This is a genomic window from Pseudarthrobacter sulfonivorans, from assembly GCF_031454915.1.
In the GTDB taxonomy this organism is placed as follows: Bacteria; Actinomycetota; Actinomycetes; order Actinomycetales; family Micrococcaceae; genus Arthrobacter; species Arthrobacter sulfonivorans_C.
On sequence record NZ_JAVDRS010000006.1, the window covers coordinates 1 to 15,991 of the forward strand.

Genomic DNA, 15,991 nt, shown 5'->3' on the forward strand with positions numbered 1-15,991 from the left:
ACCTCCGTGGCCGTGAAGATGTCAGATACCTCCACTAAGCCCCGGGGGCCCTCCTCACTTCAAGACTGATGTCACCAAGCTCATGGCCAAGTACACCTAGCTGCTGTACAGCCCGGTGATCTCCGCTTCAAAATCACTGACGACGGCGGCCCTCTTGAGTTTGAGGGAGGGCGTCAGATGACCGGACTCTTCCGTGAGCGGGGCAGCCAGGACGGTGAAACGGCGGACGGCTTCAGCCTCGGACACCAGCGTATTGGCCTGATCCACAGCTGTCTGGATGGCTGTCCGGACACGCGGGTCCCGGGCAGCTTCGGGCAAGGACAGTAGCGGCACGCCGTTTTCCTGGCACCAGTTTTCGAGCCCGGCAGGATCCAGGCTGACGAGGGCAGCAACGAAGGGTTTCCCGTCGCCCACCACCACGGCGTGGTCCACCAGTTGGTGGGCGCGGATCTTTTCCTCCAGCGGCCCGGGTGCCACGTTCTTCCCGCCTGCGGTCACCAGCAGGTCCTTCTTGCGGCCGGTGATGGTCAGGAAGCCCTCAGGATCCAGTTCGCCCAGGTCTCCGGTGCGGAAGAACCCGTCCACAAAGGCTTCCGCGTTGGCTGCTTCATTGGCGTGGTACCCCTTGAACACCCCGATGCCCTTGACCAGGACTTCACCGTCCTCTGCGACGCGGATGGTGGTACCCGGCAGCGGGATGCCCACGCTCCCCACCCGGGTGCGGCTGGCCGTGTTGGCCGTACAAGGCGCTGTGGTCTCGGTCAGTCCGTAGCCCTCAAGGACCGGGATTCCGGCACCGCGGAAGAAATGCGCGTCGTCGCGTGCCAGCGGGCTCGCCCCGGACACCATGTGGCCCACCCGGCCGCCGAAGACCTGGCGGAGCTTGGAATACACGAGCCGGTCGAAGATGCTGTGCTGCAGCCGCGATGTGAAGCCCGGCCCGTTGCCTATGCCGCGGGCGGCATTGTCCTGCTCAGTGGAATAGCGGATGGCAGCAGCAGCTGCCGCCCCGAAGATCCTGGATTTGCCAGCCACGGAAGCCTTGTGCGCGGCGCCTGCGCGGACCTTTTCGAAAATTCTGGGCACCGCCAGGAGGAAGGTTGGCTTGAACGTGCCCAAGGCGTCAAGCAACGCCGCGGAAGTGTTGACGTGGCCCAGCGTGGCGCCAGCATGCAGGCAAGCCACCTGGACAGCGCGGGCCAGCACATGGGCCAGTGGGAGGAACATCAGGGTGCGGGCATTGGGCTGCTTCAGGATCTCCGGCAGGAAGGCCACCACATTGACGGCCACCAGCGCAAAATTGCCGTGGGTGATCTCGCAGCCTTTGGGGCTGCCGGTGGTGCCCGAGGTATAGACCAGGGAGGCGACGTCATCCAGGCCGGCGGCGGAGCGGTGGCGTTCCAATTCGGCGTCCGTAACGCCCATGCCGGCGGCGGAGAGGCTGGCGAGGTCCGGGGCCTGGCCCTCGTAATCCATCCTGACGACGCTGACCAGCCGGTCCCGCAGCAGCGTGGAGCTCTCCAGGACCCGGGCGATCATGGCCACCTTGTCCCGATCCTCGGCGAACACGTGGCGGGCCCCGGCGTCGTGCAGTATCCACTCCACCTGGCTGGGCGGCGAGGTTTCATAGATGGGCACCGTCACGCCGCCGGCGAACCAGACAGCGAAGTCCACCAGAGTCCATTCATAGCGGGTTGCTGACATTACCGCCACGCTGGCTCCCGGCTCCAGGCCGCCGGCAATCAGCCCTTTGGCAAGGGCACAGACGTCCTGGAGGAATTTGTGCGCCGGCACATCAGTCCAGCCGTTAGGGCCCTTTCGAGCATAGAGCGGGTGGGCAGTGTTGGCAGCTTCCTGCCGTAGCAGGAGATCTGTGACATTGCTGTCCGGTTCCAGATCTACCAGGAGTTCTGTGCTTGCTTCTCGCACGGGGGCGTCTCCGTTCCGCTGCCTTACCGCGGCGCGCGGCTCTCAATGGTCTGATGCCATCCTGCCTTAGATCCAGGACGGCATCCACATTCTGTAGCGCCATTCCTGGTATGGCATGGTCTCCGCAGTCCACAACGGATAGAAATAGGCGGACAGCAGGACTGCCGCTGCGATGAAGAGCGCAACCAGGTAAAGGCCCGAGCGCCGGCGCCAGAGCGGGTCTCCTTCCCGGCCCAGGACCAGTCCCAGGCAATACACCAGGGCGAGTATCAGGAAAGGCTCAAAAGAGACGGCGTAAAAGAAGAACATGGTGCGTTCCGGGTACAGGAACCACGGCAGATAACCGGCACCCATGCCGGCAAGGATCGCGCCCGCACGCCAGTCCCGGCGTCCCGCCCACCAGAACAGCAGGACCACCAGCGAGATCGCCGCAGTCCACCAGATCAGCGGGTTGCCGACAGAGAGGATGGCCGAGGCGCAGCGGGCGACATCGCACTCGGAGGTCTCCGGTCCCGGCTGCTGGTAGAAGAACGACGTGGGACGGCCCATCACCAGCCAGCTCCAGGCGCTTGCCTCATATGGGTGCTCCGAGCCCAGGCCCTGGTGGAACTTGTAGGCCTCCAGATGGTAGTGCGCCAGTGAACGCAGCGGGTCCGGCAGCCAACCCCAGCCCGCTGAGGGGTTGTCCTCTGCCCAGCGGCGGAAGTACGCGTCCTCGGAACGGAACCAGCCGGTCCACGTTGCGGTGTAGACCAGGACGGCCACGGGCACCATGCTGGCAAAAGCCGGCAGGCCGTCCTTGATGATTCCCCCGCTGATCCAGCCGCGGATGCCTGCCACCCGGCGGGCATTCAGGTCCCACAGAACCGTCAGGACACCGAAGCCGGCAAGGAAAAACAGCCCTGACCACTTGGTTCCCACGGCGAGCCCCATGGATGCGCCGGCGGCGAGCCGCCACCAGCGGATACCCAGCCACGGTCCAGCCAGGAGCTGGCGAGCGGACGGACGGCCCGCCGTCGACACCGCAGCCCGCCTTGCGAGCCTGGCGGCGAGGCGCCGCCGCCCGTCGTCGCGGTCCAGCAGCAAGGCCCCAAAGGCGGCCAGGACCCAAAACATCAGGAAGATATCCAGCAGGGAGGTCCGCGACATCACCAGGTGATGGCCGTCGACGGCGAGCAGGAGGCCTGCCGCCGCAGCCAACGGCAGGGAGCGGAACAGCTTCAGGGCAATCAGCGTCAGAAGCAGAACGGACAGTGTGCCGGTCAGCGCAGCGCCGAACCGCCAGCCAAACGGGTTATCAGACCCGAACAGCCACATGCCCCCCGCGATCATCCATTTGCCCACCGGCGGATGCACCACGTATTCGGGACTGTCCAGGAGGATGGCAGGGTTGCCGGCATTGAAGGAGTCGTTGGCCTTGTCCGGCCACCTGCGTTCGTAACCACTGACCAGGTAGGAGTAGGCGTCCTTCACGTAGTACGTTTCGTCGAAGACCAGGCTGTGGGGGCTGTCCAGGCGGACAAAGCGAAGGATGCCGCCTACCAGGGACGTCAGGGCAGGGACCAGCCAGAACCAAACGCGCAACGACGGCGGGTAGTCGCGCCAGCTGCGAATGTTGCCGATCAGGCGCTCGCGGAGGGCTGCGGCGGTGAACGCTTCGGCCGGTCGGCTGATCCAGGGGCGTCCGGTCGGGGGAATGTGTTCTCCGGCCTCGGCAGGCCGCATCGAGGTCAGCGTCACGTGCCCCATGCTACCTTTTGCCGCTTGAGCCGCCTGCCAGCAGTAGGCTGGTGGAGTGGACCCTAACCCCAGTACCTTCGCCGATTCCAGCCCTGCCGACTCTTCGCTTGGGGCTGAGGCAGGTCCGGTCACCGCTGGTCCGGTCGCGGCAGGGCCGGGCCGGATCGTCTTGGCGGCAACGCCCATTGGAAATACCGGCGACGCCTCCGCCCGCCTGATCGAACTGCTGGGCACGGCAGACATTGTGGCGGCCGAGGACACCAGGCGTCTGCACCGCCTGGTCCAGAGCCTCGGGGTCACCGTCGCAGGCCGGGTCATCAGCTACCACGAGCACAATGAGGCCACGAAGACAGCAGAGTTGCTGGAACAGGTGCGTGCGGGCAAAACCCTCGTTATGGTCACGGACGCCGGCATGCCGTCCGTGTCTGACCCGGGCTTCCGGCTGGTGGAGGGGGCCGTGACGGCCGGACTGACCGTGACCGCGGTTCCGGGGCCCTCCGCCGTGCTGACGGCCTTGGCACTGTCCGGGCTCCCCACCGACCGCTTCTGCTTTGAAGGGTTCCTTCCCCGGAAAGCGGGCGAACGCGCGTCCCGGCTTGCGGACCTTGCCGCGGAGCGCCGCACTATGGTGTTCTTCGAAGCCCCGCACCGCCTGGAGTCGATGCTGCGGGCACTCCGGGAGCGTTTCGGTGCGGAGCGGCGGATCGCTGTCTGCCGCGAACTGACTAAGACGTACGAGGAAGTTATCCGCGGGACGGTGGGGGAGCTGCTGCTCTGGGCGGAAAACAACGAAGTCCGCGGCGAGATCGCGGTGGTGCTGGGTGGTGCCCCGGAGCAGGTCCCGGGCACCCCGGAAGACCACGTTGCCGCCGTGAACGAACTGATGGCCCAAGGCATTCGGCTCAAAGAGGCTGTAGCCGCCGTTGCGGAGGACGTGCGCGTGAGCAAGCGCGAGCTCTACTCGGCGGTGCTCGCGGCGCGCTGACTGGTGGGCTGACTCGCTGGCAAATCAGGCTGTGCAGCTGCACAACCCGGCGCCAATCAGGTGGTGCATCCAGGCGTAGACCCCCGGTCAGGCACAGCAGTACTGTGAAAGGGAATCAGCCAGAAGGCGGGCCAAGCCGGCCCCCACCGCGGCTGGAACCACACTTACTGACGAGGGAGTCATCGTGACCGTCACTGCACAGAGCACTGTTACTGCGGAACGCGAAAGCGAGCTGCTGGCTTCTGTTCCCACAGGCCTGCTGATCAACGGTGAATGGCGGCCGGCCGCCTCGGGAAAGACCTTCGACGTCGAGGACCCCGCCACCGGAAAGGTGCTGGTGAGCATCGCCGATGCCGGTCCGGAGGATGCCATGGCGGCTTTGGATGCCGCGGCCGCTGCCCAGGAGTCCTGGGCAAAGGTCCCTGCCCGGGAGCGCGGCGAAATTTTGCGCCGGGCCTTCGATTTGGTGACTGAGCGGGCCGAGGATTTTGCGCTGCTGATGACCCTTGAGATGGGCAAGCCGTTGGCGGAGGCCCGGGGCGAAGTCACCTACGGGTCGGAGTTCCTGCGCTGGTTCTCCGAGGAGGCCGTGCGTGCTTTTGGCCGGTATTCGGTGTCCCCTGACGGGAAGTCCCGGCTGCTGGTGACCAAGAAGCCGGTGGGGCCCTGCCTGCTGATCACGCCATGGAACTTCCCGCTGGCCATGGCCACCCGCAAGATCGCACCCGCAGTTGCGGCAGGGTGCACCATGGTGCTGAAGTCTGCGAACCTGACGCCGCTGACATCGCAGCTTTTCGCTGCCGTCATGATGGAAGCCGGGCTGCCTGCCGGTGTCCTGAACGTCATTCCCACGTCCACGGCAGGTGCCACCACGGGCCCGCTGATCAAAGACCAGCGCCTGCGCAAGCTGTCCTTCACCGGTTCCACCGAGGTGGGCCGCCGCCTCCTGGCCGATGCGTCCGAGACCGTGCTGCGGACCTCGATGGAGCTCGGCGGGAACGCCCCGTTCGTGGTGTTCGAGGACGCCGACATTGACGCTGCCGTCGCCGGTGCCATGCTGGCCAAGCTGCGGAACATGGGTGAGGCCTGCACCGCAGCCAACCGGTTCATCGTGCACGAAGCGGTCGCGGACGAATTCGCCCGGAAGTTCGCCGCGAAAATGCGTGAGATGACCACTGCGCGGGGAACGGAGCCCGAGTCCAAGGTGGGTCCGCTGATCGATGCCAAGAGCCGGGACAAGGTGCACGAACTGGTCACGGACGCCGTAGCTTCCGGCGCGACGGCAATCCTGGGCGGCTCCGCGGGGGAGGGCCCGGGCTACTTTTACCAGCCCACCATCCTCACCGGCGTCACCGAGGGCACCCGGATCCTGTCCGAGGAAATCTTCGGCCCCGTGGCCCCGATCATCACCTTCGGGACCGAGGAGGAAGCGGTCCGCCTGGCCAACAACACCGAATACGGACTCGTGGCCTACGTCTTCACAAAGGACCTGAACCGCGGGATCCGGATGGGCGAACGCCTCGAGACCGGGATGCTGGGCCTGAACGCCGGAGTCATCTCCAACGCAGCCGCACCCTTCGGCGGCGTCAAGCAGTCCGGCCTGGGACGCGAAGGCGGCCTCGAAGGCATCGAGGAATACCTCTACACCCAGTACATCGGGATCGCCGACCCCTACGCCGGGTAACTTGGCCGGCTGACCGGGCGTGCTGTTGGGCAGCCGGTCAGTGGCTTTGCCGCGGACGGAACAGGCCGTCGCGCACTCTCGACCAGGAGCGCGCGGCGGCTTTTGCCGTACGGCGCGCCAGCCTGCTGAACCCCTGGTAGGGCGCTGCCAGGAAGCGGGCCCACCGCCCCAGGACCGACGCCGGGAGCCAGTCGGCGCGTAGCCGCCAGAGGAGCGTGGCGTTGTTCCGCAGTGACTGCTGCACGGCCGTGATGCGCGGCGCCACCGGCTCAGGTTTCCGGGCGCCGGCTGGGCCGTTGCCCGGCCGGCCGTAGTGCCGGCGCTCGAAGTCAGCAGTCAGAGCAAGCACGGCATCCTGCGCGGCGTTGTCCCGGCCTCCCGTCCTGCCGAGCAGTGACGAACGCCGGAGCCGTGCGGAGTACGCCCGGGGCGTCTCGCTTGCCCCCGGCGGCAGGCCGTAGTCGGTTCCCAGGTCACGGAGTTCAGCCCAGGCGAGCGGAACCCGATCGTCGGTGTCCGGCACGTCGGTGCCCGGAACGTCAGTGCCCGGAACCGGGCCTTGGAGCCGCCGGGCACGGACCCCCATCCGGACCAGCCGCGGCGACGCCACGAGGAGCAGCAGGACCAGAACCCCTGCTGACCCGGTCAGCCACGGCATGAGCAGTTGCCCTATGTCGTTGCCGCCGCCGGAACCTGGCAGGGGTGCCGGCGTCGCGCCTGGACTCGGGTCAGGAACCGTCGGGTCGGGAAGCAGTTCGTCATCATTTTCAATGAGGTCAGGGGAGCCGGGGCTCACTGTTTCGCTGGCGTAATCAGGGACCACGCCGCGTGATGGGGTGGGCTCGAACGGCACCCAGCCCAATCCCTGGAAGTAGAGCTCGGGCCAGGCGTGGGCGTCGCGGGCGTCTACCTCGTACTCTGGCAGCTCTCCCCGCCCGGCGAGCGAGACGGTGTCGCCGGTGGACCGGCCCGGGGCGTAGCCCACGGCGATGCGGCTGGGGATTCCCTCCAGCCGGGCCATCACTGCCATTGCCGAGGAGTAGTGGATGCAGTAGCCACTCTTCTGGGTGAGGAAATCGGCCAGCACCGAGAGCCCGTTTCCGTCGTAGCCGCCCTGGACGGGGGACTGCAGGGAGTAAGTGAACTCTCCGGAACGAAGGTACTTCTGGATGGCCATTGCCTTGGCGTAGGCATTGTCGCTGGAGCCGGTCACCTGGTCAGCAGTGCTGCGGACGATGTCCGGAACGCCGCCGGGAACCCTGGTGAAGTCTTCCGAAATTCCCTGCACGTCCTGTGAGGACTGCCGGAGCATGGTGGCCGTGAGCTTCGGCACTGAGGACGTCACAATGTATTCCTGGCCGCGTGAGTTGGTGTTGCTGCCCTTCACGGCGAGCGTGGCAGGGTCCCACGTCCAGGACCCGTTGAGCCCGCGGATTGATTCCGGCGCGTAAGGCAACGGCAGGTAGGGGCTGGTGAACGAGCCGGTGTCCACCGCCGTCACCTGGCGGAGTACTTCGTCCGCAGTGATTTCGTAGCCGGAGTCGATCTGCCCCGCCACAGGCCGGCGCTCCACGTCCCGATCATCGGGCCCCCAGGTTTCGCCGTCGAAATTGTCTACTGTCACGGACCGCAGATAGAGCGGCGCAGACGCGTTGGTGGCATAAGTGATCCGTCCCGTTCCGGCCGGGGTGCGGAGGCTGTTTCCCAAGGTGATCATGGGATTAAGGCCGGCGCCGCCGCCCCAGGGGTTCAGCCGCGAACCTTGGGGAAACGTCCCGTGGTCGAACCCGGGGATGGCCAGCGGCACCGCCAGGGTGGCCACCAAGGCCACGGTTCCCGTCAACACCGCCCGCCGGAGATGGCCCGGTGTCCGTCCGCTGTCAGCCGACGTTCGGGTATCGGGGGCAAACCACTGGCTGCAGCCAAGGATCAGCAAGTATCCGGCCACAGCGGCGCCGAAGCCCCACACGCCAACACTCTGCGGTTTCACCATGGCGGGGACCACCAGGATGGCCAGCAGGCCAAGGCCGGTTGTGGCCGGCATGCCCAAAGGCACTGCCAGAGCATCAATGAGGATGACGCTCAGGCCCAGGACGGCGCAGGTGACCATGACGATTCCGGCGTTCGGAGCCACCGGAGCGCTCTCGGCCAGTACGGTCTCGCTGGCCCGGCGGATGAACCTGTCCAAATCCGCCATGGTTGCCCCGGAGGGAATGAAACCGGCAATGCCCGTGCTCCGGAAGAACGTCAGGGTGAGAACCGCGATCAGGGATGCGAAACCGCCGGCCGCCACCAGCCAGGGCTGGGCCCGCAGGGCGCGAAGCGCGGCGAGCGTCACGCAGACCACCACCACGGTGGTCAGCACCGGCAGGTACCAGGCCCAACCCCGCAGGACCCCGTTGAGGGATAAGGCAGCCCCGGCCACGGAGAGTGCGACTGCCCCCGCCATCGCCCAGGGGTACGCTCCCACGCGGGGCCGGCCGGGAGCATGTCCTGTGGCCGCAACAGCTGGACCCGTGGATTGCGGTTCGCGCGGCGCCCGGCGTTCCGGTGCCAGTGTCACCGTCCCACCCCCGCACCGCGGCGAACGTCGGCAGCAGCGGTGGCCGGCGCAGCCCCTCCCTGGTCAAAGTGGCTCCAGGCTGCCGGGACGGGAACGGATGCCGGCACCGCAACGGCCCGCCAGCCGCCCCGTCGGAGGGTTTCCAGGGCTTCTTCGGAATCCGCAGGTTTCTCGGAAACGATGATGGCGAAGGCGTTCGCTCCGTATCCGGCGCCGGGCGCCAAGGCCCTGGCTTCGGCCATTGAGATCCTGCCAAGCACTGCGATGATCGGCCCGCGCATCCGGTGGGCTGAGAGCTTGTCCATCAGTTGGTCATCGAAAACGTCCGGACCGGACTCCTGGCCGCCATGGTCCCGGGCTACATGCCTTTCGCGTGCACCGTGGTGCGGTCCGGACAGGTGGATGGCGGCCAGGCTCTCGGCGATGGAAAGGAGGCCCGACGCACCCGTGAACTCCTCCGCCTCCGGCTCCGGCGCGGACGGGGACCGGAGGAAAGCCGGTTCGCCGCGGGGATCCAGGAGGCGCAGGGAATAGTTCCGCTCCGCGAGGTGCGTACAGATGGAGATCGCAGCCACCACAGCCCACTCAAAGGTGCTGCTGCTAAGCATCTCGTGGCTGTCCTGGGCTGATGTTCCGCCGAAACCGGACCCGGAGCTGCCCGGGAACGCCGCGAACCGCTGATCCAGGATCACGGTGGCTTCCGGTGTTGTCACGGATTCCTCCTGCCGCACCATCAGGGCGCCGTGCCGGGCGGTGGCCGCCCAGTGGACCCTCCGCATGGGATCGCCGGGGCGGTATCCGCGGGTCATGACGTCATCGTCGCTGGGGTTGGCGCGGATACGTGTTGCGGTGATGCCGTCATTGCCGCGGGCCCCGGCGAGCCCCGTCACGGGAAGCTCGACGGCGGCAGGTGTGACAGTGAGAATGTCGCCGTCGTCGATGGCCTGGCGGTGCAGCGACAGGCCGAACGGATCGGTGAATTCGGCCGTCACCGGGCCGATGAGGTACTGCCCCCTTCTGGCGGAACGCAGGTGGTATTCGTACCTGCTGGTCCCGCCCGTGGCGGAGCGTGCCGGAAAGCGGAAGGCGGGGGACTCGCCAAACCGTGCGGGCAGTTTCTCCTCCATGATGGCCCGCCCGCCTCCCACGCCGCTGCGTGCCACGGCAAGCCGGACTGTAGTGGCGGCGTCGGTCTCTACGGGGGAAGGATTGAACTCGCGGTACACCTGGAAGCGGGGCTTAACGAGCCTGATCCCGGCAAGGGCAACCAGGGGAAGGACGATCAGCAGGACGCTGAGGCTCAGGAGGTCCCGCCGTCCCATGATCTGCGCTGCCACCAGGGAAACCGCACCTGCAGCCAGAAGCCCCCAACCACGCTGGCTGAAGAGGTGCCGGGGAAATCGGTCAAGGAGCGGCACGGGACGGCCCTGCCTAGTGGTTCCGCCGCAACCCGGCCGGCGGGGCCGCGGGCCGTGCCGGACTGTTCACCGGTTCCTGGCTCACGGGGAGCCGGGACAGGATCCCGCGGATGACGCTGTGCGGAGTCTCACCGGCGCCGGCCGCCTTTCGGTCCAAAATAATTCGGTGGGCCAGCACGGATTCCGCCACACCCACGACGTCGTCCGGCAGGACGAAGTCCCGGCCGTCAAGGGCCGCCGTGGCTTTGGCGGCACGGAGCAGCTGGAGCATGGAGCGCGGACTGGCGCCCAGCCGGAGCAGGGGGCTTTCGCGCGTGGCCCGGCCCACGGAGACGGTGTATTCCTTCACTGCCTGGGACACGTAGACCTGCTGGACGGTGGCGATCATCGCCGCGACGTCCGCCGCGGTGACCACTGCGGACACCTTGGCCAGCGGCGAGGTTGCCTGGTGCGTCTCCAGCATCTCGATCTCGGACTCCTTGTCCGGATAGCCCATGGAGATCCGCGCCATGAAGCGGTCGCGCTGGGCCTCGGGCAGGGGGTACGTGCCCTCCATCTCGATCGGGTTCTGGGTGGCCACCACCATGAACGGCTCATCGAGCTTGTACGAATCCCCGTCCACCGTGACCTGGTGTTCCTCCATGCACTCCAGGAGCGCCGACTGCGTCTTGGCGGACGCACGGTTGATTTCGTCACCGATGACGATGTTCGCGAAGACGGCGCCCGGACGGAACTCGAAGAGGCGCGATGACTGGTTGTAGATGGATACGCCCGTCACGTCCGAGGGCAGCAGGTCAGGGGTGAACTGGATCCGGCTGACTGTGCAGTCAATGGTCCGGGCGAGGCTCTTTGCCAGCAGCGTCTTACCTACGCCGGGCACGTCTTCGAGCAGGAGATGGCCTTGGGCAAGCAGAACCGTCAGGGCCAGCCTGGCGGCCTCGGACTTTCCGTCAATGACGGTGTTGATCGAGTCCAGGATCCTGCGGCTGGCGGCGTGGAATGACCTGGCGTCCATAGCGGCTGCCCGGTGTCCGTTGAGCTGGCCCACGTGCTCCGAGACGGCGGTGAAGCTCCGGCCGGCGGGGGTCACCTCGTTAACGGCGGTGCGGCGGTGGGGGTCCATCTGCAACCTTTCAGCCCGGGGATCACCTGGGACGGGACAGCCGGCCTGCCTTCGCCCGGCAGTGGGCGTTCGCATCTGTTCATACCAGACTACTAACACAACTGCCCGTGCTGACAGAGAGTTCCTGGAATTGGGCGGCATCGGCGGCCACTAGGCTTGAAGGATGTGCAATTCGCTGATTCCCGCTGCCTACAAAGCTGCCGGCGCCGAGGCCCTGGCAGGTTCCGGCCAGCAGAAGCGGCCGAGCTATCCGCCGGCGCCGGAACCCTTGCCGGTCCCCGTGATGGACAACCATACGCATTTTGATTTTCCCAACGGCGACAGCCCGGTGGCGATCGCAGCGGCGTTGGACGCCGCCCAGGCTGTCGGGGTGCAGGGCGCCGTCCAGGTGGGTACCGACCTCGAATCCTCACGGTTCACGGTTGAGGCCGTCGACTTGGACAGCAGGCTGTTGGGGGCTGTGGCGCTTCACCCGAACGATGCTCCGGACTACGCGAAGCGCGGCGAGCTGGAGGAGGCGCTGGCGGTGATTGAGCGGCTGGCCGCGCATCCCCGGATCCGTGCGATCGGGGAGACGGGCCTTGACTTCTTTCGCACCCAAGGCGAAGGCCTGGCCCACCAGCGCTATTCGTTCCGCCGGCACATCGACCTCGCCAAGCGCCTGGACCTTACGCTTCAGATCCACGACCGGGACGCGCACGACGACGTGGTGCAGGTCCTGCGCGAAGAGGGGGCCCCTGAGCGGGTGGTGTTCCATTGCTTCTCGGGAGATGAGGAGCTCGCCAGGATCTGCAACGCGGCGGGCTGGAACATGTCCTTTGCCGGAACGCTGACCTTCAAAAATGCGGCGAACCTCCGGGCTGCGCTCGCCGTGGCCGACCCGGAGCTCGTGCTGGTTGAAACCGATGCTCCTTTCCTGACTCCGCATCCCCACCGTGGCCGTCCGAACGCCAGTTATATGGTGCCGTACACCGTGCGGGCCATGGCCGAATTGACAGGAACGGACCTCGCGGAGCTCTGCGCCAGGATCAGCGAAAATACCCTGCGGGCGTACGGATCGTGGGACTGAGCACCACCCGGCACGAAGGCGTTTTCACCATACTTCGTATGTAAGTTTCTTGGTCGCTTTATAACGCTTCGGTTACAGTGGGTAATTATTAGCCGGGGTCGGGGAAGGCCTTCGGATAATTTCACTTCACTGGTAGCAGGACATGGCAGGGCATCTATGCCCCCTGTCCGCAGAGGGGAGTGTGGCGGCGCAATGATGCCCGGAGCTGTCCCCCAGGGCCATGCGCCGGCTATTTCACTGTGTTTTTCCCCGTGCCCGGATGGACCTAAAGTTACGGGCAATCGTGGTCAAGTTCTTCACAACGGACGGTAAGTTCAGTTTCATCAAGATCGGTACCCAACTCGTGGTGCTCTGCGCACTCGTGGTAGGCCTCGTCGCCTTCGTCGGAAATAACAAAACCGTTACCCTGAACGTCGACGGAAAAGTGACCTCGGTCCAGTCCTTCGGCGGCACCGTTGGCCAGGTGGTCAAGAGCGCAAACGTTGAACTGAAGCCGGCCGACCGCGTCTCGCCCTCAGCGGACGTCAAAGTGGAGAACGGCACGGTCATCAACGTGAACATGGCCAAGGCCGTGAAGGTCAGCCTGGACGGTGCGGAGAAAACCGTCAGCACCACGGCACCGAATGTTGCAGGCCTTGTCACTGAACTCGGAGTGGCCAGTGCCTCCTCGGTTTCGGTCCCCAAGGACGCCCAGCTCGCAGTGGCGGGCTCCTTCGTCTCCATTTCCACCCCCAAGAGCATCAGCATTGTTGCCGACGGCAAGGTCGCCAAGGCCACCACGACGGCCGGAACGGTTGCCCAGGTGCTCGAAGACGCAGGCATCACTCTCGGCGTCAATGACCGCACGTCCCAGCCGGGCAACGCGCACGTTGTGAACAACATGGTGGTCAAGGTCTCCCGCGTCGATACCAGCAAGACGGCCACTACCACCGAAAAGATCGCCTTCAACAGCCTCACTACGGAAAGCGATGAGCTGTTCAAAGGTGAGGAAGAGATCACCCAGGCCGGCACCGCCGGAAAGGTGAAGAAGACCTTCAAGCTGGTTCTGGTGGACGGCCGTGAAGCCTCGCGGACCCTCGTCTCTGAAAAGGTTTCCGTTCAACCCGTGACTGAGCAGATTACCGTCGGCACTAAAGCGAAGCCTGCCGCGCCGGCACGCACCGCGGGCGCGAACACAGGGGCTGCGGCTCCGGCCATGATGAACCAAGCCATGTGGGACAAGATCGCCCAGTGCGAGTCCGGCGGAAACTGGTCCATCAACTCGGGCAACGGCTACTACGGCGGCCTCCAGTTCGACGTCCAGACCTGGATCGGCTCCGGCGGCGGCGCGTACGCCCCGAACGCCAGCCTTGCCACCAAGGCCCAGCAGATCGACATCGCCAACCGCGTGTACGCACAGCGTGGCCTTCAGCCGTGGGGCTGTGGCTGGGCCGCTACGAGCTAGGCACACCGGCAGCACCTGTAACCGCGGCAGCTGACCACAGCCGCCAGGCGCAACAGCAGTGGCCGGCCCCGGATATTCCGGGGCCGGCCACTGCTGTTAACCCGGATGGGCCATCTCCCTGACGGCGGAGTGCAGGTCACGAAACGGCGGTGCCTTATGGCCGCCGGGATAGGATACCTAAGTGACTGAACCGACTGCCGCCGCGCCCGCACCCCTCTTTGGTGCCTCCGACATACGCCGGCTGGCGGAGGAAATAGGCATCCGGCCCACCAAGACACTTGGCCAGAACTTCGTCATTGACGGCAACACCATCCGCCGGATCGTCTCCGTAGCCGCCATCGCGCCGGATGAGACGGTGCTCGAAGTCGGGCCCGGCCTCGGTTCGCTCACGCTGGGGCTGCTGGACGCCGCGAAGACGGTGGTCGCCGTCGAAATTGATCCGGTCCTGGCGGCGAAGCTGCCGGAAACCGTGCGGGCGTGGCGGCCGGAAGCGGCGGACTCCTTCCACCTCGTCCAGGCCGACGCCATGAAGGTGATTTCCCTCCCGGTGGAACCCACCGCGCTGGTGGCAAACCTCCCCTACAACGTGGCCGTTCCGGTGGTCCTGCACCTGCTCCAGCACTTCCCGAGCCTGCAGCACGGACTGGTGATGGTCCAGGATGAAGTGGCGGACAGGCTCGCCGCCGGGCCCGGTTCGAAGACCTATGGGGTACCGTCCGTTAAAGCCGCGTGGTACAGCAGCATGCGCAAGGCCGGTGTCATCGGCATGAACGTCTTCTGGCCCGCACCGAAGATCCACTCCGGCCTCGTGGCCTTCACCCGCAGGGAAGCGCCCGTCACAACAGCCACCCGCGAGCAGGTGTTCGCCGTGATTGACGCCGCCTTCGCCCAGCGCCGCAAGACGCTGCGGGCCGCCCTGGCAGGCTGGGCCGGCGGAGCGCCCGAGGCCGAGCGCTGCCTGGTTGCCGCAGGCGTGGACCCAACGGCCCGGGGCGAAGTGATCGACATCCATGCATTTTCGCGGATTGCCGAAGCCCGCGAGGCCGGGGCATGAAGGGCCCTGCCGGACGGTTTCCCGCACGGACGGTCAGAGTGAAGGCCCCCGGGAAAGTCAACGTTTCCCTGGACGTGGGGCCGCTCCGGGCCGACGGATACCACTCGGTGGCCAGCGTCTACCTCGCGGTGTCCCTCTATGAGGAGGTTGCGGCTACCAGCACGCCGACACCCGGGATAACTGTCAGCATCAGCCCGGACAGCACCTTGGACCTCGATGGCGTAGACATCCCGCTGGACGGGAGCAACCTGGCCTACAAGGCTGCAGCCATGATGGCCGACGTGTCGGAGCACGCCACCGGTGTCCACCTTGAGATCACCAAGCGCGTCCCGGTGGCCGGCGGCATGGGAGGCGGCTCAGCCGATGCCGCAGCCACCCTGCTGGCGTGCGACGCACTGTGGAACAGCGGCCTGTCCCGGGATGAGCTTGCCCAGGTGGCCTCTGAGCTGGGCGCCGACGTTCCGTTTTCGCTCCTTGGCGGAACCGCCGTGGGACTGGGCGTGGGCGATGAACTCTCGCCGGCGCTGGTCAAAGCCCAGACGGACTGGGTCCTGGTGGCCGCAGACTTCGGGCTGCCCACCCCGGAGGTCTTCCGCACCCTGGACCGGCTCCGGGAAGCCGAAGGCCTCGATGCGGACGAGCCAACTGCCGTGGATCCGAAGATCCTGCAGGCCTTGCGCAGCGGGGACGCTGACGCCCTGAGCCGGGTCATGGTCAACGATCTGCAGCGGGCATCCATTGAGCTGGCCCCGGGGCTGCGCGCTACCCTGGGTCGTGGCGAAGCGCTCGGCGCCCTGGCCGGAATCGTCTCCGGTTCCGGACCTACCGTGGCGCTGTTGACCCACAATCCCGCCGCCGCCGAAAGCCTGGCCGAGGACCTTCGGCATTACGGGCTGACGGCATTCCCTGTCCACGGGCCCGTGCATGGCGCTCGCATCATCTCCGATACCCTCCTTTAGAGCACAACTACCTCACCCAGCAG

11 protein-coding genes are annotated in these 15,991 nt (G+C 66.4%); 6 read left to right on the forward strand and 5 right to left on the reverse strand.

Annotation, left to right across the window (positions count from 1 at the left end; translation table 11 throughout):
• Positions 1–96 precede the first annotated feature (96 nt).
• Positions 97–1,929 (reverse strand): AMP-dependent synthetase/ligase, encoded by a 1,833-nt coding sequence (locus J2808_RS14030; RefSeq protein WP_309817663.1) that lies wholly within the window; start codon positions 1,927–1,929, stop codon positions 97–99.
• Positions 1,930–1,995: 66 nt separating this feature from the next.
• Complete coding sequence (locus J2808_RS14035; protein ID WP_309817665.1) at positions 1,996–3,678, reverse strand: dolichyl-phosphate-mannose--protein mannosyltransferase; 1,683 nt, start codon at positions 3,676–3,678, stop codon at positions 1,996–1,998.
• Between the two features lie 46 nt (positions 3,679–3,724).
• On the opposite strand from J2808_RS14035, the gene rsmI reads away from it, so the two are divergent.
• Positions 3,725–4,654, forward strand: a complete 930-nt coding sequence (gene rsmI, locus J2808_RS14040; RefSeq protein ID WP_397428059.1) for a 16S rRNA (cytidine(1402)-2'-O)-methyltransferase — start codon at positions 3,725–3,727, stop codon at positions 4,652–4,654.
• A gap of 184 nt (positions 4,655–4,838) precedes the next feature.
• Positions 4,839–6,338 (forward strand): NAD-dependent succinate-semialdehyde dehydrogenase, encoded by a 1,500-nt coding sequence (locus J2808_RS14045; protein WP_309817670.1) that lies wholly within the window; start codon positions 4,839–4,841, stop codon positions 6,336–6,338.
• Positions 6,339–6,375: 37 nt separating this feature from the next.
• Here the strand turns inward: J2808_RS14045 and J2808_RS14050 are convergent, their stop codons facing one another.
• From J2808_RS14050 to J2808_RS14060, 3 genes are read right to left on the reverse strand one after another with little or no spacing between them, the layout of a single operon-like run.
• Positions 6,376–8,901 carry a DUF3488 and DUF4129 domain-containing transglutaminase family protein gene (locus J2808_RS14050; protein WP_397428060.1) on the reverse strand — a complete coding sequence of 842 codons (2,526 nt, stop codon included), beginning with the start codon at positions 8,899–8,901 and terminating at the stop codon, positions 6,376–6,378.
• On the reverse strand, positions 8,898–10,319 hold the full coding sequence (locus tag J2808_RS14055; RefSeq protein ID WP_309817673.1) for a DUF58 domain-containing protein: 1,422 nt from the start codon (positions 10,317–10,319) through the stop codon (positions 8,898–8,900). Before J2808_RS14055 ends, J2808_RS14050 begins: the two co-directional genes overlap by 4 nt.
• Positions 10,320–10,332: 13 nt before the next feature.
• Positions 10,333–11,442, reverse strand: coding sequence for an AAA family ATPase (locus J2808_RS14060; RefSeq protein ID WP_309817675.1), 1,110 nt, complete (start codon positions 11,440–11,442; stop codon positions 10,333–10,335).
• 163 nt (positions 11,443–11,605) lie between these two features.
• Between J2808_RS14060 and J2808_RS14065 the strand changes: the two genes are divergently transcribed.
• The 4 genes from J2808_RS14065 to J2808_RS14080 all read left to right on the forward strand — a co-directional run bounded on the left by J2808_RS14065 (position 11,606) and on the right by J2808_RS14080 (position 15,968).
• Positions 11,606–12,511, forward strand: a complete 906-nt coding sequence (locus J2808_RS14065) for a TatD family hydrolase (protein ID WP_309817678.1) — start codon at positions 11,606–11,608, stop codon at positions 12,509–12,511.
• A gap of 283 nt (positions 12,512–12,794) precedes the next feature.
• Positions 12,795–13,955, forward strand: coding sequence for a ubiquitin-like domain-containing protein (locus tag J2808_RS14070; protein ID WP_309817682.1), 1,161 nt, complete (start codon positions 12,795–12,797; stop codon positions 13,953–13,955).
• Between the two features lie 181 nt (positions 13,956–14,136).
• Positions 14,137–15,009 (forward strand): 16S rRNA (adenine(1518)-N(6)/adenine(1519)-N(6))-dimethyltransferase RsmA, encoded by an 873-nt coding sequence (gene rsmA / locus J2808_RS14075; protein WP_309817684.1) that lies wholly within the window; start codon positions 14,137–14,139, stop codon positions 15,007–15,009.
• Positions 15,006–15,968, forward strand: a complete 963-nt coding sequence (locus J2808_RS14080) for a 4-(cytidine 5'-diphospho)-2-C-methyl-D-erythritol kinase (protein WP_309817687.1) — start codon at positions 15,006–15,008, stop codon at positions 15,966–15,968. Before rsmA ends, J2808_RS14080 begins: the two co-directional genes overlap by 4 nt.
• Positions 15,969–15,991: the final 23 nt, after the last annotated feature.

Excerpts from the sequence above, each read along its gene's own strand:
- J2808_RS14060 (WP_309817675.1), bottom strand. The coding sequence starts at position 11,442 with ATGGACCCCCACCGCCGCACCGCCGTTAACGAGGTGACCCCCGCCGGC.
- J2808_RS14065 (WP_309817678.1), top strand. The coding sequence starts at position 11,606 with ATGTGCAATTCGCTGATTCCCGCTGCCTACAAAGCTGCCGGCGCCGAG.
- J2808_RS14035 (WP_309817665.1), bottom strand. The coding sequence starts at position 3,678 with ATGGGGCACGTGACGCTGACCTCGATGCGGCCTGCCGAGGCCGGAGAA.
- J2808_RS14080 (WP_309817687.1), top strand. The coding sequence starts at position 15,006 with ATGAAGGGCCCTGCCGGACGGTTTCCCGCACGGACGGTCAGAGTGAAG.